Source organism: Streptomyces sp. NPDC048473 (assembly GCF_043200155.1).
Classification (GTDB): Bacteria; Actinomycetota; Actinomycetes; order Streptomycetales; family Streptomycetaceae; genus Streptomyces.
In genome coordinates this window covers 1-18367 of sequence record NZ_JBICXE010000037.1, presented here as the reverse complement: position 1 = coordinate 18367, position 18367 = coordinate 1, and the positions used below count along the sequence as shown (strand labels likewise).

Annotated in this window: 12 protein-coding genes; 9 read left to right on the top strand and 3 right to left on the bottom strand. The window is 69.0% G+C overall.

Translation table 11 applies throughout. The annotated features are described in order from the left end of the window. Positions 1–18: 18 nt before the first annotated feature. The 3 genes from ACGFU7_RS37130 to ACGFU7_RS37120 all read left to right on the top strand — a co-directional run bounded on the left by ACGFU7_RS37130 (position 19) and on the right by ACGFU7_RS37120 (position 6381). Complete coding sequence (locus tag ACGFU7_RS37130) at positions 19–1218, top strand: hypothetical protein (RefSeq protein WP_393701993.1); 1200 nt, start codon at positions 19–21, stop codon at positions 1216–1218. A gap of 122 nt (positions 1219–1340) precedes the next feature. Next, positions 1341–2123, top strand: coding sequence for a TIGR03936 family radical SAM-associated protein (locus tag ACGFU7_RS37125; protein ID WP_393701991.1), 783 nt, complete (start codon positions 1341–1343; stop codon positions 2121–2123). Between the two features lie 232 nt (positions 2124–2355). Then, entirely contained in the window at positions 2356–6381 is a 4026-nt protein-coding gene (locus ACGFU7_RS37120; RefSeq protein WP_393701990.1) for an Rne/Rng family ribonuclease, read from the top strand. An 89-nt stretch (positions 6382–6470) separates the two neighbouring features. Here ACGFU7_RS37120 and ACGFU7_RS37115 read toward each other — a convergent pair whose 3' ends face one another. From ACGFU7_RS37115 to ACGFU7_RS37105, 3 genes are all read right to left on the bottom strand, one after another. Further along, positions 6471–7514: a hypothetical protein gene (locus ACGFU7_RS37115; protein ID WP_393701987.1), complete on the bottom strand. Its 1044-nt coding sequence runs from the start codon at positions 7512–7514 to the stop codon at positions 6471–6473. Positions 7515–7732: 218 nt separating this feature from the next. After that, positions 7733–7942, bottom strand: coding sequence for a hypothetical protein (locus tag ACGFU7_RS37110; RefSeq protein WP_393701986.1), 210 nt, complete (start codon positions 7940–7942; stop codon positions 7733–7735). 14 nt (positions 7943–7956) lie between these two features. After that, positions 7957–8130 (bottom strand): peptidase inhibitor family I36 protein, encoded by a 174-nt coding sequence (locus tag ACGFU7_RS37105; RefSeq protein WP_393701985.1) that lies wholly within the window; start codon positions 8128–8130, stop codon positions 7957–7959. 749 nt (positions 8131–8879) lie between these two features. Between ACGFU7_RS37105 and ACGFU7_RS37100 the strand changes: the two genes are divergently transcribed. From ACGFU7_RS37100 to ACGFU7_RS37075, 6 genes are all read left to right on the top strand, one after another. Continuing rightward, a complete protein-coding gene (locus ACGFU7_RS37100; RefSeq protein ID WP_393701983.1) occupies positions 8880–9998 on the top strand; it encodes a DegT/DnrJ/EryC1/StrS family aminotransferase in 1119 nt (372 codons plus the stop codon). Then, positions 9995–11005, top strand: coding sequence for a Gfo/Idh/MocA family protein (locus ACGFU7_RS37095; RefSeq protein WP_393701982.1), 1011 nt, complete (start codon positions 9995–9997; stop codon positions 11003–11005). The genes ACGFU7_RS37100 and ACGFU7_RS37095 overlap by 4 nt, the downstream gene beginning before the upstream one ends. A 104-nt stretch (positions 11006–11109) precedes the next feature. Further along, on the top strand, positions 11110–13698 hold the full coding sequence (locus ACGFU7_RS37090; protein ID WP_393701980.1) for a glycosyltransferase family 4 protein: 2589 nt from the start codon (positions 11110–11112) through the stop codon (positions 13696–13698). A gap of 23 nt (positions 13699–13721) precedes the next feature. Continuing rightward, on the top strand, positions 13722–15305 hold the full coding sequence (locus tag ACGFU7_RS37085) for a glycosyltransferase family 4 protein (RefSeq protein ID WP_393701978.1): 1584 nt from the start codon (positions 13722–13724) through the stop codon (positions 15303–15305). Further along, positions 15302–16936, top strand: a complete 1635-nt coding sequence (locus ACGFU7_RS37080; RefSeq protein ID WP_393701977.1) for a glycosyltransferase family 2 protein — start codon at positions 15302–15304, stop codon at positions 16934–16936. The genes ACGFU7_RS37085 and ACGFU7_RS37080 overlap by 4 nt, the downstream gene beginning before the upstream one ends. 2 nt (positions 16937–16938) lie before the next feature. Continuing rightward, complete coding sequence (locus tag ACGFU7_RS37075) at positions 16939–18222, top strand: nucleotide sugar dehydrogenase (protein WP_393701976.1); 1284 nt, start codon at positions 16939–16941, stop codon at positions 18220–18222. Positions 18223–18367 lie beyond the last annotated feature (145 nt).

Genomic DNA, 18367 nt, shown 5'->3' with positions numbered 1-18367 from the left:
CTTCGCGTCATGCACGGCATGGACTACGGCAAGCACCAGGCCCCCGCGCACTACGAAGCAGGCGAGGGCTGTCTGACCACCTTGATCAGAATTCCGGTGCGGATCGTGGTGCTGGTGATCGTCCTGCCCGTACGCATGGTCTGGGACGCCCTGGTGGCAGGCGCCCGCGCCGCCGACCGCATCCTGCTGCGTCCCCTGGGCCGGGCCCTGTCCTGGCTGTTCACGACGCTGGTGGTGACCCCCGCGGTCTGGCTGTACGAGGCGGTGCTCACCCCGCTCGGCCATGCGCTGCTGTGGCTGGCCGCGGCGGTCTTCGTCTGGCCGTGGGTCGCGCTCTGGCGATATGTGCTGGTGCCGGCGGTGCGGTACGGGCTCGTGGTGCCGGTGGTGTGGCTGTACGAGGCGGTGCTCACCCCGATCGGGCACGGGCTGCGCCGGGTGTACCGCGAACTGCTCGCCCCTGCCGGGCGGGGGATCGCCGCCGCGGTCGGCCGGGTGCTCACCGCCCTGTTCGTCTGGCCGGTGGCCGGCCTGTGGCGGTACGTCCTGGTGCCCCTCGCGCTCGCCGCCGCCTGGCTGGCGGAGCACCTGGTCGTACGGCCGCTGGCCTGGGCGTACCGGGAGCTGCTCACCCCGCTCGGCCACGGCATCACCTGGCTGCTCGAACTGCTGGCGCGCGGGATCGCGGCTGTCGGGAGCGGACTGTGGGTGGCGGCGGTGTGGCTGGTACTGACACTGCTCGTCGCACCGCTCGGCCTGCTCTACCGGCGGGTCCTCGTCCCGGTCGGCCGGGAGATCGCCGCCGCCTTCGGTGTCGCCTGGCGCATCGCGGGGTACATCTCGCGGGCTGTGGGCCGGGCCATCGCCTGGCTGGCGTGGCATCTGGTCGGGGCGCCGGTGACCTGGGTCTACCGCACGGTGTGCACACCGGTGGGACATTTCGTACGGAACGCGATCTGGGCCCCCGCCAAGCGGGCCGCCGTCGAGACGGGACGCGCGGCCCGGGCGGCGCTGCGCACGGCACGCGAGACCGTGGTCCAGGCACGCCGCGACGCATGGCGGGCACTGGTCGGCGGGCCGAGGGTGCCCGAGCCCCGGGAACCGGGGAGCCCCCTTGCGCGTAGGCTGGGTGCTACGCAACAAGCAACGACTGTGCCCAGCGCGGCGCCCGAACCAGAGATCTCCTCGCTCGGAGAGAAAAACGCCGAGCGGGGGTGAGCCGGACCGGACACCCCGGGCCACCCGCATTTCGAGGGCGGCGTGCCACCGCGTCCGCCCCGCACCGAGGAGAAGAACCACTGGGCAAGCGACAGCCCGAAGGCCCGCCGCCCGCACCCGCAGTGCAGCGCATCCGACTGCGCTACACCAAGCGCGGCCGCCTCCGGTTCACCAGCCACCGTGACTTCCAGCGCGCCTTCGAGCGGGCACTGCGCCGCTCCGAGGTGCCCATGGCCTACTCGGCGGGCTTCACCCCGCACCCGAAGGTGTCGTACGCCAATGCAGCCCCCACCGGCACGGGCAGTGAGGCCGAGTTCCTGGAGATCGCCCTCACCGAGGCCCGGGATCCGGCCGTCCTGCGCGAGCTGCTCAACGCCTCGCTGCCGGACGGTCTCGACATCACCGACGCCGTGGAGGCCCGCATCTCGGGTCTCGCCGACCGGCTGACCGCCTCCATCTGGGAGCTGCGTCTCGACGGCGTCTCCACCGAGGAGGCCGCAAAGGCCGTGGCCGCTTTCAACGGGGCTGAGACCGTCGAGGTCCAGCGCCGGGCGAAGAACGGCATGCGGACCTTCGACGCCCGCGCCGCCGTGGTCGAGCTGCAGGTCCTTGATCCACAGCCTGATAGGCCCGAGGACAAGCCCTGTGCGATACTGCGGCTGGTTGTTCGGCACGTGACACCTGCCGTGCGACCTGACGACGTCCTGTCCGGTCTCCGCGTTGTGGCCGACCTGGCGCCGCCGGTCCCCGCAGCGGTGACCAGGCTGGCGCAGGGGCTCTTCGACGAGGAGTCCGGCACGGTGACCGACCCGCTCGCGCCCGACCGCGAGGCAGCCCCGGCCGCTACACCCACGGCCGCCGGGACCGCCGTCGCGACGGCGCCGGAAGGTGCAGGTTCCGCGTAAGGCGGTCGTTGCAGCGCAGTCCTCCGACTCGGGAGCCACCTGGGTCGGGCCGCGCGATGACCCATAAGACTTTCGCCAGGCCGTACGCACACTGCGTACGGAACCGGCGAGCCAGACATTGAGCTCCCGTGCGGCGCCCGCGCCCCGGACGGCGGTCTCGCGTACATCACGCGGACCGTGCCGGACCGGAACCAGACGCGGCGCCCGGGAGCCTGACGGGAGAACCGCCCGCATGCCTCAGTCCAACGAACCCGGCACGACCGGGAACGCCGAAGAGAACAACGCACCCGGAGACAAGCTGCCGCCGCGCCGCAGGCGCCGCGCAGCGTCCCGCCCGGCCGGCCCGCCGGTGGCGGACGCTCAGGGCGCCGCAGCTCCGGCCATACCGGCCGTTGACGCCGCAGTGTCCGACAACATCAGCACGACCGACGCCGAGAGCGCTCCGGCGGCAGAAGCCGCGCCGCCCGCGCGTGCCCGTCGTCGTGCCGTGCGCAAGGCGACCGCTCCGGCCGGTGCGCCGCAGGCCGTCGAGGCCGCCGAGGTCGTGGAGCCCGCCGCAAGCGCCGAGGCCACCGAGCCCGTAGCCGAGGCCGAGGTCGTGGAGGCGCCGCCTGCGCGTACGCGTCGTCGTGCGGTCCGCAAGGCGACCGCTCCGGCTGGTGCGCCGCAGGCCGCAGAGGCCCCGGCCGAGGTCGCTGAGGCCACGGTCGAGCCCGTGGTCGAGGCCGAGGCCGAGGTCGTGGAGGCGCCGCCTGCGCGTACGCGTCGTCGTGCGGTCCGCAAGGCGACCGCTCCGGCTGGTGCGCCGCAGGCCGCCGAGGCCGTCGAGATCGTCGAGGAAGCAACGCCCGTGGCGAGTGCCGAGCCCGAGCCGGCCGCCGCCGCGGTCGCCGAGCCCGAGCCCGTCGCGCCGCGCGGCCGCACCCGGCGCAGGGCATCGGCTCCGGCCGGTGCACCGCAGCCCACCGAGGCCCTGGCCGCGCCCGCCACGTCCACAGAAGCAGAAGAAGCCGTCACCGAGACCGCCGAGGCCGTCGAGGCCCCGCGCGGACGTCGTCGTGCCGTGCGCAAGGCGACCGCTCCGGCTGGTGCGCCGCAGGTCATCGAGGCCACCGAAGAAGCCGGCGAGAGCCTGCCCGAGGCCGCTGTCGAGGAGCTGGCCGCCGAGCCCGCCGAGGTCGAGGACGCCGCACCGCGCGGCCGTCAGCGCCGCCGGGCCACCGCCGCCGCGGGCCGGCCCGAGTTCACCGGCAAGGTCGAGGAGCCCGTACGCAAGAGCCGTGGCACGACGCGCCCCGCCGTGGCCGTGTTCCAGGCGCCGGTCTTCGCCGAGCCGATGTTCCAGACCCCGGAGACCGCGGCCGCCGCCGCTGCCGCTTCGCGTCACGAAGAGGTCGAGGAAGAGACCGAGACGGTCGAGGAGCCGACCGCCACCACGGAGGCCCCGGCCGCCGAGGTTGCGCCGCAGGCCGGTTCGCGCCGCCGTCGCCGCCGTCGCGGTGAGGCTGCCGAGCCCGAGCCGGCCGCAGCTGCCGCGGTGGAGGAGGACGTCGAGGAGGAGCCCGAGCCGGAGAGCGAGGGCGAAGCCGAGCACGAGGGCGAGGAGACGGACGAGTACGGGGACCGGCCCTCGCGCCGTCGCCGTCGCGGAGGCCGTCGCCGTCGTCGTGGCGAGATCAACGAGGGTGACGAGGCCGCGGAGCAGTTCGGCGACGAGGCCGCCGCCGAGCACGCCGAGGAGGACCAGGAGCGCGCTCAGGAGTCCGAAGAGGCCGAGGAGGACGAGGACCACGACGCGTCCGCCGCCGGGTCCAGCAGCAGCCGTCGTCGCCGTCGCCGCCGCCGTCGCAGCGGTGACGTCCCGTCCGACGCCGACAACGGCACGGACGACCCGGAGCGTACGGTCGTCAAGGTCCGCGAGCCCCGCAAGAAGGAAGAGCGGGAGCCCGGTACCGGCTTCGACGAGGTCCAGTCCATCAAGGGCTCGACCCGTATGGAGGCGAAGAAGCAGCGCCGCCGCGAGGGCCGTGAGCAGGGCCGCCGCCGCGTCCCGATCATCACCGAGGCCGAGTTCCTGGCGCGCCGCGAGGCCGTCGAGCGGGTCATGGTCGTCCGCCAGAACGGCGAGCGCACCCAGATCGGCGTCCTTGAGGACAATGTGCTCGTCGAGCACTACGTCAACAAGGAGCAGGCATCCAGCTACGTCGGCAACGTCTACCTGGGCAAGGTGCAGAACGTACTGCCGTCCATGGAGGCAGCCTTCGTCGACATTGGCAAGGGCCGCAACGCCGTCCTGTACGCCGGTGAGGTGAACTTCGAGGCGCTCGGCATGGCCCACGGGCCGCGCCGTATCGAGACCGCGCTCAAGTCCGGCCAGTCCGTCCTCGTCCAGGTGACCAAGGACCCGATCGGCCACAAGGGCGCCCGCCTCACCAGCCAGGTCTCGCTGCCCGGCCGCTACCTGGTCTATGTGCCCGAGGGCTCGATGACCGGCATCAGCCGCAAGCTGCCCGACACCGAGCGGTCCCGGCTGAAGACCATCCTCAAGAAGATCGTCCCCGAGGACGCGGGCGTCATCGTCCGTACCGCCGCGGAGGGCGCGAGCGAGGACGAGCTGCGCCGCGATGTCGAGCGGCTGCAGCAGCAGTGGGAGGACATCCAGAAGAAGTCGAAGAGCAGCGGCAGTTCCAACGCGCCGACGCTGCTCTACGGCGAGCCGGACATGACCGTCCGGGTCGTCCGCGACATCTTCAACGAGGACTTCTCCAAGGTCATCGTCAGCGGCGACGACGCGTGGGAGACCATCCACGGTTATGTCTCGCAGGTGGCGCCGGACCTGACGGACCGCCTGTCGCGGTGGACCTCCGAGGTCGACATCTTCGCGACGTACCGGATCGACGAGCAGCTCATGAAGGCGCTGGACCGGAAGGTCTATCTGCCGAGTGGCGGCTCGCTGGTGATCGACAAGACCGAGGCGATGGTCGTCGTCGACGTCAACACCGGCAAGTTCACCGGCCAGGGCGGCAACCTCGAAGAGACCGTCACCAAGAACAACCTGGAGGCGGCCGAGGAGATCGTGCGCCAGCTGCGGCTGCGCGACCTCGGTGGCATCGTCGTCGTCGACTTCATCGACATGGTGCTGGAGTCCAACCGGGACCTGGTGCTGCGGCGTCTGCTGGAGTGCCTGGGACGCGACCGCACGAAGCACCAGGTCGCCGAGGTCACCTCGCTGGGCCTGGTCCAGATGACCCGTAAGCGGGTGGGCCAGGGCCTGCTGGAGTCCTTCTCCGAGACCTGTGTCCACTGCAACGGGCGCGGCGTGATCGTGCACATGGAGCAGCCGACTTCGGTCGGTGGCGGCGGCAACGGCAAGCGTTCCAAGAAGCGCGGCCGGGGCGGCGCGGACCACGAGCACGTGGCGGAGACCGAGATCGAGACCGAGACCGAGGCCGAGGTGGCTGCCGAGGTGGCGGCCCCGGTGGCGCTGCCCGAGCCGGAGTTCGTCCCGGACGAGGAGCTGTACAGCAGCCCGGCCGAGGCCGAGGCAGCCGCCTCGCGCGGCCGCGGCCGGCGCCGCGCGACCCGTAAGGCAACGGCCCCGGCCGGTGCCCCGAGGGCCGCAGCAGCACCCGCCCCGGTCATCGAGCCGGAGCCGGTCGTGGTCCCGGAGCCCGAGCCGGTCGTGGAGCCCGAGCCGGTCGCCGAGACCCCGGTGGTCGCCGAGGCCCCTCAGGGTCGTACGCGCCGTCGGGCGACCCGCAAGGCGACCGCCCCGGCGGGCTCGCCGGCCCCGGCCGAGCAGGCCGAGCCGGTCGAGGAATTGGTGTCGGTGGCGACTCCGGTCGTCGCTGAGGCCCCGGTCATCGAGGCCCCGCAGCCCGAGGCGGCACCCGAAGAGGTGGCTCCCGAGGCCGCCCCGCCGCGTGCCCGTCGCCGGGTGACCCGCAAGGTCACCGCCCCCGCGGGCTCGCCCGCAGGTGCGGACGCGGCAGAGGTCGTCGTGGTGACCGGTTCCACCGAGCCGAAGCCCGAGGCCGAGCCGGCCGAAGCCGCGGAAGCCGCGGAAGCGGAGGCCCCGGCCAAGAAGACGGCGCGCAAGACGGCCAAGAAGGCCACCGCCAAGAAGGCAGCCACCAAGAAGACGGCTGCCAAGAAGACCGCCGCGAAGAAGACGACGGCCAAGAAGGCGACGGCGAAGAAGACGGTCGCCGCGGAGCAGTCGCCGCAGCCCTCCGTCTCGGCCGACACCGAGAGCTGACCATAGGTCGGAGAAGCAAGGAAGGAGGTGCGGGTTCCTCAGGGGGCCCGCACCTCCTTCATTTTGATTGTCAGCCTGGTCCGGATCCCTCAGCGAAACTGATTGAACGCGATGGCGTTGGTGAGCGAGGTGACGCCGTTCTGTATGCCATCGATCTTCACTGTCTGGCCCGAAACGTGTTTCACATACACACGCAGAATGAACGTGCGGGTGCCGCACGAGCTGTCGATGGGCACGTCAGGCAGTGCGAAGTACGCGACGTAGTGGTGTCCGTCGTCGCTGATCGTCTTGCGCGAGGACGTGCTGTTGGTGCGGCAGGTGTGGCCAGTCGTGTCGAGCTGGACGAACTCGAAACGCGTGTCCACGACCGCGTCCGTCCCTCGCGCGTACTGCTGCATTGCGTCGGCGCAGGAAGCGGTGCCCTTGTAGCACGTAGTGAATTCCACGTTCGCCTGCGCTGCCACAGCACTCGCGGAAGGGGCTGCCTGCCACTTGCGGAGCGGTGTTCCGTCGTTGTAGAAGATCCAGGCGTCAGGGTTGGCCGGGCCGGAGCCGACGTATGTGCAGTTCCCTGCGTCGTCGGCGCTTTCGCAGGCAGAGTTTTGCCACCACTCGGCGCCGGTCTGATCGCTGTCGCTGACCTCCAGCCATGTACTTTCCGCAACTGCGGTCAGATGGTAGTCGCCGGTCAAGGAAGAATAGGCTGAACCGTAGAGCCTGCACGTGTAGACATCTGTTGCCGGTGCGGTGAGAAGAAGGTCGGCGTAGATGGGCAGATGCCCTGGTACCGCGTATGTGTCGGTGTCATAGCCCTCGTGATTACGGGCGGACGCCGCGACTACTGACGCGGCTGCACCTTTTGAGTCCACGCACTTGATGCGGTTGGTCAGACCGACTATGCCGGTCGTGGAACTGGTCGCCTCCAGGCGGCCTCGCAAGTGACGCTTTTCTCCAGAGCTCAACGCAAGAGTCCGCTTGACCAGTTCGACGGTAACGCCGGGTTGTATTTCTGCGTCACTTGACAAGGTGGTGCGAGTTACTTCTCCACTATCGGCCAGAGCCTCGGACGGCCCGAACGATACCAGTGCCAAAGTGAGAGCTGTGACGATCGATTTCTTCGCTATTCCGAACATAGAAATGTGCTGACCTCGGGGTTCGTAACGATCTGCTGGTTCCTGGCCGGCGTACTTGGTCGTGTGCTGCCGGCTACCGGAGGCCAGTCGGGGCAGAGATGATCCCGAGCGCCCACGCGGCAGGATGCTCGGGACCATGGAGGCTGTGCTGTGCTACGACGTCGACAAGGAGGATCACGTCATGGGGGCGTGATCCTGCTACGCAGCTGCGCGAGCGCTCACATGTTCCACGGCCTTCCGTTCCCCATGCATACGTAGTCGTCGTTACCGGCGCCGAGCAACGGGACCCCTATGTCGCTGCTGAAGCCCCCGGACACCAGAGTGCGCTCCGGGTTCCATGACAGGCCGTCATTGGTCTCCCAGACCAGTGCGTCGACAGGCAGGTTGCTGACGTAGGACTTGATCGTGCCGAAATTGAAATTCCCCATCCGGAAACATGAATTTAGCTGGCACTTACGACCTTGTTGCCGCCGAAGCTGGTTCCGTCGTAAATGCAGAGGTAGCCGGACGAGCACCCGCCGACCGCTGCGGCAGGCGAGGCTGTCGCCATCATGCCGCCCGCCGTGATGGCGATCCCCGAAATGGCGGTTGCGAGCTTCATTTTCCAGTTCTTCATGTGTTTCCCCACCCTTTGGCTCTTATCCGAATACCTTTCGAACGAGGTGATTCAACGTAGTCGGACGGTTACGGAGTCACAAGATGTCCTCGATAGTTAATTTGAGCCATTTCAAGACCCATTGGCCGATTTTGTGGCGCATGCTTTCTCGGTCGTGGTGGCCGTCGCCAGGGCGTGGATCCCCGGCAGCGCCGTCACCTCCGAGCTGTGGAGCGAAGAAGGTCTGCTTGGTGGGAGCAAGTGGTGCCGGGGTGGAGGGAGGGGGTGCGCCTCGCGGCCGTCCGACATTGCCGCATTCCGTGCCGGGCGGCCGGGTTGCCCCCTGGAGGCGGCTCCGTAACCTCGGTCCTGAGGTCTCGTAGGCCCGGTCGGGCGACATGGAGAAGGGGGGCGAGCCCCCTGGGCGGGCCCGCACCGCTCTCCATGCGAGACGCGGGCGTGCAGCGTGTGGGCCGCGTCTCTTTGGCCGTAACCTCCACGAAACCCCCTGTGAAAATCCTGATAATGTGACGCGGCTGCCGTCGGATATGTCATTCCCGAGAATGCTGATCGACGCGTCGGCCCGCTTCAGGCAGGACAAACCAGCCGTTATGCCCTGGATGCACCAGTCCGGGGCGTAAGGGTGATTTGCGCGCAATATATTGGTACAGAATCGGCCATGTGCCGGGGCGGCGAAGCCTCATCCGACACTCGCATGCCCTTGGAGCCATCGCCGGTCACAGCTCTTGCGGTGTTCAAGGAGGACGTCCATGTCGAGCGACAACAGGGAAGCGATCCCTGCTGCCCGGCCGGTGATCGGCGAGGAAGAGATCGAGGCCGTGGTACGCGTACTGCGCAGCGGTCGTGTCGTGCAGGGCCCGGAGGTCGCGGCCTTCGAGGAAGGCTTCTCGGAGCTGGTCGACGGACGCCACTGCGTCGCGGTCAACTCGGGCACCTCGGCCCTCCATCTCCTGCTGCTTGCCCTGGGGATCGGCCCCGGTGACGAGGTCATCGTCCCGTCGTTCTCCTTCGCGGCCTCCGCCAACGCGGTCCGCCTGGCCGGTGCCGACGTGGTCTTCGCGGACATCGAGCCGGGCAGCTTCGGCCTGGACCCGGCCGCGGTCGAGGCCGCCATCACGCCCCGCACGGCCGCGATCATGCCTGTTCACCTGTACGGTCACCCGGCCGCGATGGACGCGCTGATGCCGATCGCGCAGAAGCACGGTCTCGCGGTCGTCGAGGATGCCTGTCAGGCGCACACCGCCGCACTGGGCGACACGCCGGTCGGTGCCTTCGGCTCCGGCGGCACCTTCAGCTTCTACCCCACCAAGAACATGCACGCCCTCGAAGGCGGCATGGTCACCACCGCCGACGCCGAGGTTGCGCGCACTCTCAGGCTGCTGCGCAATCAGGGCATGGAGCAGCGGTACGCCAATGAGATCGTCGGCGCCAACATGCGCATGACGGACGTGTCCGCCGCCGTCGGGCGCGTACAGCTCGGCAAGGTGCAAGGCTGGACCGAGCAGCGGCGTGCCAACGCCGCGTACCTCGACCGGCACATCACCGCGCCCAACGTCACCGTCCCGCCCGTCGCCGACGGTGCACGCCACGTTTACCACCAGTACACCATTCGGGTGCAGGGTGACCGTGACGCCGCCATGGCCAAGCTGACCGAGGCGGGCATCGGTAACGCCGTGTACTACCCGACTCCGATCCACCGGCTGAAGCCGTACTGGGAGCCCGACCAGAAGGCGGGCCGGATCTGGGATCTGCCGGAGACCGAGCGTGCCGCCGCCGAGGTCGTTTCGCTGCCCGTACATCCTTCGCTGACGCCGGAGGACCTGGACCGCATCGTCGGCGCCGTGAACTCGCTGGGAGACATGCAGTGACCGCAGGACTGAGAGCCGGCCTGATCGGCCTCGGCTCGATGGGCCGCCACCACGCCCGTGTGCTGGCCGGCCTGGAGGAAGTACAGCTGGTCGGCGTCGTCGACCCGATGGGGGACAAGAACGGCTGGGCGCAGGGCGCCCCCGTACTGTCCACGGTCGAGGAACTCATCTCCCTCGGTGTCGACTACGCGGTCGTGGCCTGCCCCACCGCGCTGCACGAGGAAGTCGGCCTTCAACTCGCCGAGGCCGGTGTCTGCGCGCTGATCGAGAAGCCGGTCGCCGACACCGTGGAAGGCGCCCGACGGCTGGTCGATGCCTTCGAGTCGCGCGGCCTGGTGGCGGGTGTCGGACACATCGAGCGCTGCAATCCGGCACTGCGGTCGATGCGCTCCCGCCTGCAGGCGGGGGAGCTGGGCGAGGTCTTCCAGGTGGTCACCCGTCGGCAGGGCCCGTTCCCGCACCGCATCGCCGATGTCGGCGTGGTCAAGGACCTTGCCACCCACGACATCGACCTGACCGGCTGGGTGACAGGGCAGACCTACACCTCGGTCGCTGCCCACACCGTGTCGAAGTCCGGTCGCCCGCACGAGGACATGGTCTCCGCCGTGGGCCGGCTCTCCGACGGAACCATGGTCAACCACCTGGTCAACTGGCTGAGCCCGTTGAAGGAGCGTTTCACCTCCGTCACCGGTGAGCGCGGCACTTTCATCGCCGACACCCTCACCGCCGACCTCACCTTCCACTCGAACGCCGCGGTGGCCACCGAGTGGGAGGCGCTCCAGGCCTTCCGCGGTGTTTCCGAGGGCGACATGATCCGGTACGCGATCCCGAAGCGCGAGCCGCTGCTTGTCGAGCACGAGCTCTTCAGGGACGCTGTACTGGGCAGGTCGGATGACATCTGCACATTGCGACAGGGGCTGCGGACCGTCGAGGTGGCGGCTGCGGTTCTTGAGTCGGCCGTGAGCGGCGCGACCGTCCGCCTGGACACCAACAGCGCAGCGAGCTGAATCCCCGGCAGCGGGCACACCGCTCATCTCCCCGGTCCGCTTCGCACTCCTGGGAGTGCGAAGCAGGCACCGGCTCGTTTGTCTTGCACCGGAGGAAGTACAGAATGAAATCCCCTGCCCGTCGACCGCGGCTTGCCGTGATCGTCGCCAACGGCATCACGGGCGACTCGCGGGTCCAGAAGACGGCTGTGGCCGCTGCGCGCGACGGCTGGGACGTCACGCTGATCGGCAGGAGCGACACCAAGCGTGTCCAGCGGTCGAGGTTGGGTCCGATCGAGGTGGTCCGCGTCCCCGTGGCCAAGGAGTACCTGCGGTCGGTGAAGGCGCGCAAGGCTCATCCGCTGCGTGGCGCCGTGACTCAGTTCCGTATCAATGACCAGGTGGCGCTGAGTCGCTACCGTGCGTCCTATCAGGCATGGGTGCGCCAGACGTCCGCCGAGACGACCTGGTCGGGCATGCCCCGGCGGGCGTCGCTCAAAGCTGTGCTGCGTGCGCGCCGTGCCGTCTACAAGCTGCGGGTGCGTGCCTTCAAGTGGGAGCAGCGCCGGACGCCCAAGGACTCGGATCCGGTCCGTGACTGGCGCCTGGACTGGCCGCAGTTGGTCGATCTGGATCTGGCGTTCGGTCCGGTGATCGAGGAACTCAAGCCGGATGTCATCCATGCCAACGACGCCACCATGATCGTGACGGCCGCGCGCAGCGCCGCACGGCTCCGGGCGAGCGGCCACCGGTGTGCCTGGCTCTACGACGCACACGAGTACATTCGCGGTGTCGAATGGCCCAACCCGCGGCAGGGCTACGCACTTCCCGCGGCCGAGGCCGAGTACATCGGCCGGGCCGACGCGGTCGTCACCGTGTCCCAGCAGCTGGCCGAGCTGCTCAGGAACGACCACAAGCTTTCCGAGCTTCCTCTGATCGTGGGCAACTCCCCGGTCCGCGAGGTGATCGGATCCGGATCGGCGCGGTCGTCCGTCCGCGAGGCGTGCGGTCTGAGTCCCGAGGTTCCGCTCATGGTGTATTCGGGGTGGCTGGGTCCCGAACGCGGTGTGGACGCCGTGATCGGCGGTCTCCCCGAACTGCCCGGTGTGCACCTGGCGCTTGTCTGCAGCCGGATGACGCCGCTTCTGGAGCAGCTGCTGGCAACTGCCGAGACGCTCGGTGTGCGCGACCGCATTCACCTGGTGCCTTATGTGGCGCAGCACGAGGTCGCCGATTACCTGTCCTCGGCGGATGTCGGTCTGACCCCGTTCAAGCGGGTCCCCAACTGCGAGGTCTCCCTGCCGACGAAGGTCTCCGAGTACCTTCAGGCGGGGCTCCCGCTGGTCACCAGCGATGTGCGTGTGATCAAGGCCTACGTGGAGGAGAAGGGGCTCGGTGAGGTCTTCACCTGGGACGACCCGACCACCTTCGCGGTTGCTGCGTCCCGTGCACTGAAGCGTCGTGGTGAGCTTGCCGCGAACATCACCGAGGACGTACTCAAGGAGCTCTCCTGGGAGCAGCAGAGCGCCGGACTGCTCGAGCTGTACCGCACCCTGTCGAAGAAGACGCCGCCGGTACCCGTCACTGAGGTGCCCTGGACTGTCCAGGAGACACCCGGGGTCACGCGGACCGGCGCGAGCAGTGGGGAACCCGGGGTGCCGGCCTGGACCGCGCTCGGCTCAACACCGATCAAGCTGGGTATCGGACCGGCCAACTACGCCGGTCAGGGTGCGGCTTTCGCCCAGGCGGTGTCGCAGGCGAATCCGGATGTGTCCGTCGAAGTCGTCATGAACCAGCGGGCCGACAGCTTCGGCTATCCCGCAGACGTCTATGTCGACGCCGCCCGGCTCGGCGAGCTCGATATTCAGATGCAGCAGGTGAAGCGGGTCGTCGGGCGCTACAGCCATCTGATCGTCGACGCCTTCATGCCCGTCTTCGGGCGGCTCAACGGCGACACGATCGCCGGAGACCTGGCCGCGCTGCGCAAGGCTCGTATCAAGGTGGCGCTCCTGTCGCACGGAAGCGACATCCGCAACCCCGCCAGGCATCTGGAGCGCCACGAGTACTCGCTGTTCCGGGACGCGCCCGACGGAATCGCCGAGAAGCTCCAGAGCAGGGCCGAGGTCAACCGGAGGACCGCCGACGAATGCGGTCTCCCGCTCTTCGTCACGACTCCCGATCTGCTGGACGACCTGCCGGCGGCCAAGTGGGCACCGCTCGTGGTGGATGTCGCCTCGTGGGCGGCCGAGGGCCCCGTGATGGAGCGCAAGCGGCCCATCGTGCTGCACGCCCCGTCCAAGCGCTGGACCAAGGGTACGGACCGGATCATGCCCGTACTCACCGAACTGCACGACAAGGGCGTGATCGACTTCAGGCTCGCCGAGGGCATTCCTTGGGCTGAGATGCAGGCACTGGTCAAGGAGAGCGACCTGGTCCTGGACCAGTTCACCACGGGCAGCTATGGCACGTTCGCCGTGGAAGCGATGGCTGCCGGCAAGCCGGTGATCGGCTATATCAGCGACGCGGTGAAGGCCACGACGAATGGCGAGCTGCCTCTCGTCAGCGCCACCCCGGACACCCTGCGCGAGGTACTCGGCTCCTTGATCGACGATCGCGATGGGACAGCGGCCATCGGCCGCGCTTCGGCGGACTTCGCACGTAATTACCACGATGGACGCTGGACCGCACAGGTACTGAACGGTTTCCTCAAATGACGCGTTCGGGGGAGAGGCTGTTGATGGAGATGCAGGAATCCGGCATCGACCGGCCCGGCAGGGGCCGGGTCGTCATGCTGGTCGACAACAAGGTCGAGGGCGATTCGCGTGTGCAGAAAGCCGCCGAGTCCATGGCCGCAGCCGGCTGGGACGTGACGCTGCTGGGCCTGGTGCGCTCCGGCAGGGGCCGCAGCTGGAAGCTGGGCGACGCCGAAGTGCGGCTGCTGCCGTTGAAGACGCCACTGGCGAAGCGGCATGCCGAGCGGCACCGCTCGCTGCTGCGTCGTCCCCTGGCGTACCCACCCGGCCCCCTCGGCGCGTACCGCCGGCAGTGGGCCAAGGCGTGGCGCGCCGATGTCGCGACTCGCCGGGCCGCGCTCAAGGTGGCACCGCAGGCGGTCGGCACGCCCGGATTCCGGAAGACGGAGCAGGCTCGCCTTGTGGTGGCCGGGCCGGCATCGAAGGTGATGCAGCGCTGGATCGAATTCCGATCCCGGCAGTCCACCGAGGCGCAGAAGGCCGGCCGGCGCCTGCAGGGTCCGCTGGACCGGGCGTTCACCGCGGCCTGGAAGGCCGCCAAGGGGAAGCGCGCCTGGCGCAGGCTCGAACCCGCGTTGTGGGACTACGAGCTGACGTACGGCAAGGAGATCGACGCCCTCAAGCCGGATCTGATCCATGCCAACGACTTCCGGATGCTCGGCGTCGGTGCCCGCGCCGCCGTCCGCGCCAGGGCTGCGGGCCGTCAGGTCAAGCTGGTCTGGGACGCACACGAGTTCCTGCCCGGAGTCCGCCCGTGGGAGGACAACGCGCACTGGATCCCGGGCAATACGGCACACGAGAGCGAGTTCGCCCCGTACGCCGACGCGGTGGTGACCGTCTCCGAGGGCCTCGCCGATCTGCTCCGTGAGCGTCACTCCCTGACCGAGCAGCCCACGGTCGTGCTCAATGCCCCCGACCGGCCGGTCGAGCCGCTCGACGAGGACGCCGAACCAGTGCCCGATCTGCGGGAACAGTGCGGCATCGGTCCGGACGTTCCGCTGGTGGTCTACAGCGGCTCGCCCGGACCGCAGCGCGGCCTCGGAGACATGGTGGAGGCGCTGCCGCGTCTGGAAGGCGTGCACATGGCATTCGTCGTCCCCAATCCGGCCGCCGCCTACATAAAGGGCCTCCTGGCCCGAGCGGAGGAGCTGGGGGTCGGGGACCGGCTGCACGCGGTGCCGTACGTACCGCACTGGCAGGTTGTCGCGTTCCTGTCCGCTGCGGATGTCGGCTGCATCCCGATCCATCACTGGCCGAACCACGAGATCGCTCTGATCACCAAGTTCTTCGAGTACTCGCACGCTCGGCTGCCGTTGGTCGTCAGCGATGTGAAGACCATGTCCGAGATGACCCGTTCGACCGGCCAGGGTGAGGTGTGCACTGCTGAGGACGTTTCCGATCTGGTCCGCGCGATCAAGCAGGTGCTGGCCGATCCGGATCGCTACCGTGCCGCCTACGAAAAGCCCGGGCTGCTGGACACCTGGACCTGGGAAGCACAGGCAGAGGTTCTCGACGGTCTCTATACCCACCTGCTCTCCGACCCAAAGAAGGCGGAAAACAGACAATGACGACGGCTCCTGACGTCAGTGTGGTTGTTGCCGTTTACAACACGATGCCCTACCTGACGGAGTGCCTGAACTCTCTCGTCGGGCAGTCCATCGGGCTGGACCGGCTGGAGGTCGTCGCGGTCGACGACGGTTCGACGGACGACAGCGGCGCCGAACTCGACCGCTTCGCCGAGCGTTACCCGGGCACGGTCAAGGTCCTGCACCAGCCCAACTCCGGTGGCCCGGCGATGCCGAGCAACCGGGCGCTGGAGCTCGCCACCGGCAGGTACGTCTACTTCATCGGCTCCGACGACTACCTCGGCGAGGAGGCGCTGGAGCGGATGGTGACCTGCGCCGACACCCATGGCTCCGATGTCGTCATAGGCAAGATGGTCGGCACCAACGGGCGGTATGTGCGTCAGTCGCTCTACAAGGCCAACGACTCCGACGTCAGCCTCTACGGATCCGAGCTGCCGTTCGCGCTGGCCAACACCAAGCTCTTCCGCCGCGACCTCGTGGAGCAGTACAAACTGCGCTTCCCCGAGGACGTGCCGGTCGGCAGCGACCAGCCCTTCACGATCGAGGCGTGCGTCCGGGCCCGCAAAATATCCGTGGTCGCCGACTACACCTGCTACTACGCGGTGAAGCGCGGGGACGCCAGCAACATCACCTACCGTGCCGATCATCTGGCACGGCTGCGCTGCACCGCCACGATCATGGACCATGCGGCGGGTCTGATCGCGGCCGGGCCGAAGCGGGACGCCGTCTTCAAGCGCCACTTCACCTGGGAGCTCTCCAAGCTCATCCAGGACGACTTCGTCGGGCTCGACGACGAGACGAAGCGGGAGATCTGCGCCGGCATCACCCGGCTCGCGGACTCCTATCTGACGGACCCGCTGAGCGACTCACTCCCGGTCAAGCTGCGGGCGAGGCTCCGGCTCGCGCAGCGCGGCGCCGTCGACGAACTCTGCCGTGCTATCAGCGAAGAGGCCGACCACGGTGCGCCCCCCTTCCATCTGGAGGACGGCCGGGCCTTCGCCCGCTACCCCGGCTTCCGTGACGCGGGGCTGGAACTCCCCGACCGCTGCTTCGAACTGGTCGGGGAGATCGTCCCCGGACGGCTCGCCAACAAGACCCAGCTGATCGAGTCGGAGTGGGTGCAGACCGGCGAGGAGCTGGCGCTGGCGCTGACGGTACGGATAGGTGTCGTCGGCGACACCGGCTCCGCGGTCGTTCGTCTCGTCGAGGGCGCCATGCCCAAGAGCGCCGACAAGGCGCGCGCCCGCCGCCTGCCGGAAGGGCACGATCTGCCCCCGGCGCAGGGGGAGTTCACCCGGGAGACGACGCCCGACGGAAACGCCACCCTGGTGCGGGCCCGGATCCCGCTCGCGCCCCGCAAGGTCAAGCACGGGGTGCGTGTCTTCGTGGACGTGGCCGGAGGGACGTACGAGATTCCGGTACGCGGCGACGAACAGCCCATGCCGCTGGCCCGCAGATGGCACCGCGAGGCGGACCCGTACCGTGCCGCGGCGCGTCTCAACACCAAGGGGCGCATGGTGATCAGCACCGGTCCGCTCCATCCCCCCAAGAAACCGCTGGGCTCGCGGCTGCGATCCCTGTTGACCGGCGCCAAGCGCTCCAAGAGGAAGTAACCATGAACATCTGTGTAGTCGCCCTGGGCAAGATCGGTCTGCCGCTCGCCGTGCAGTTCGCCGCCAAGGGCCACCGGGTGATCGGCGCCGACGTCAACGAGAAGGTCGTCGAGCTGGTCAACGCCGGTGTCGAGCCGTTCCCCGGTGAGCACGACCTCGACGTCAAGCTCAAGGAGACCGTCGAGGCGGGGCTGCTGACCGCGACGACGGACACCGCGTCCGCGGTCGCGCAGTCCGAGGCCGTCGTGGTCGTCGTACCCCTCTTCGTGGACGCCGAGGGCACGCCGGACTTCGGCTGGATGGACTCCGCGACCAAGGCGATCGCCGCCGGTCTCAAGCCGGGCACCCTCGTCAGCTACGAGACCACGCTGCCGGTCGGTACCACGCGTACCCGCTGGGCGCCGATGCTCGAAGAGGTCTCCGGCCTCAAGGCCGGCGAAGACTTCCACCTGGTGTTCTCCCCGGAGCGGGTGCTCACCGGCCGGGTCTTCGCGGACCTGCGCCGTTACCCGAAGCTGGTCGGCGGGATCGACGAGACGTCGGCCGCGCACGGTGTGTCGTTCTACGAGTCGGTCCTGGACTTCGACGACCGTACGGACCTGCCGCGCCCCAACGGCGTCTGGGACCTGGGCACTTCGGAGGCGTCCGAGCTGGCCAAGCTCGCCGAGACGACCTACCGCGATGTCAACATCGGTCTGGCGAACCAGTTCGCCCGCTTCGCCGACCAGCAGAACATCGATGTCCTCAAGGTCATCGAGGCCTGCAACTCCCAGCCGTACAGCCACATCCACCAGCCGGGCATCGCCGTCGGCGGCCACTGCATCCCGATCTACCCGCGGATGTACCTCTGGAACGACCCCTCGGCGACCGTGGTGCGTTCGGCGCGCGAGGCCAACGCGGCCATGCCCGAGTACGCGGTCGATCTGCTCGCCGCCGCCTACGGCGACCTGGACGGGGTGGGCGTGCTGGTGCTGGGCGCGGCCTACCGCGGCGGTGTGAAGGAGACAGCCTTCTCCGGCGTCTTCCCGACCGTCGAGGCGCTGAAGGCGCGCGGTGCGGTGCCGTTCGTCTCGGACCCGATGTACACGGCCGAGGAGCTGACCGCGCACGGTCTCGTCCCGCACGAGGGCCAGACCGTCACCGCCGCGATCCTCCAGGCCGACCACGCCGAGTACCGCGAGCTGGCCGCCGCCGATCTCCCGGACGTCCGCGTCCTGGTCGACGGCCGCCGCACTACGGACCCGGCCCGCTGGGAGGGTGTCCGCCGCGTCGTCATCGGCGGCTGATCACCGTACGCATCCGCTGTCCGCAGCGCGAAGGGGCCCTGCCGGCACTCGGCGAATTCGAGGGGTCGTTGCAACACGTGGTCGGTTGATCAGGCCGCGAGCAGTTTAGACAGGCGCTCGGCTGGGGTTTCCCAGCCGAGCGTTT

Bases quoted from the DNA above. Each gene is read 5' to 3' on its own strand.
- ACGFU7_RS37130 (WP_393701993.1), top strand. From the start codon at position 19: ATGGACTACGGCAAGCACCAGGCCCCCGCGCACTACGAAGCAGGCGAG.
- ACGFU7_RS37120 (WP_393701990.1), top strand. From the start codon at position 2,356: ATGCCTCAGTCCAACGAACCCGGCACGACCGGGAACGCCGAAGAGAAC.
- ACGFU7_RS37115 (WP_393701987.1), bottom strand. From the start codon at position 7,514: ATGTTCGGAATAGCGAAGAAATCGATCGTCACAGCTCTCACTTTGGCA.
- ACGFU7_RS37110 (WP_393701986.1), bottom strand. From the start codon at position 7,942: ATGGGGAATTTCAATTTCGGCACGATCAAGTCCTACGTCAGCAACCTG.
- ACGFU7_RS37105 (WP_393701985.1), bottom strand. From the start codon at position 8,130: ATGAAGAACTGGAAAATGAAGCTCGCAACCGCCATTTCGGGGATCGCC.
- ACGFU7_RS37100 (WP_393701983.1), top strand. From the start codon at position 8,880: ATGTCGAGCGACAACAGGGAAGCGATCCCTGCTGCCCGGCCGGTGATC.
- ACGFU7_RS37090 (WP_393701980.1), top strand. From the start codon at position 11,110: ATGAAATCCCCTGCCCGTCGACCGCGGCTTGCCGTGATCGTCGCCAAC.
- ACGFU7_RS37085 (WP_393701978.1), top strand. From the start codon at position 13,722: ATGGAGATGCAGGAATCCGGCATCGACCGGCCCGGCAGGGGCCGGGTC.
- ACGFU7_RS37080 (WP_393701977.1), top strand. From the start codon at position 15,302: ATGACGACGGCTCCTGACGTCAGTGTGGTTGTTGCCGTTTACAACACG.
- ACGFU7_RS37075 (WP_393701976.1), top strand. From the start codon at position 16,939: ATGAACATCTGTGTAGTCGCCCTGGGCAAGATCGGTCTGCCGCTCGCC.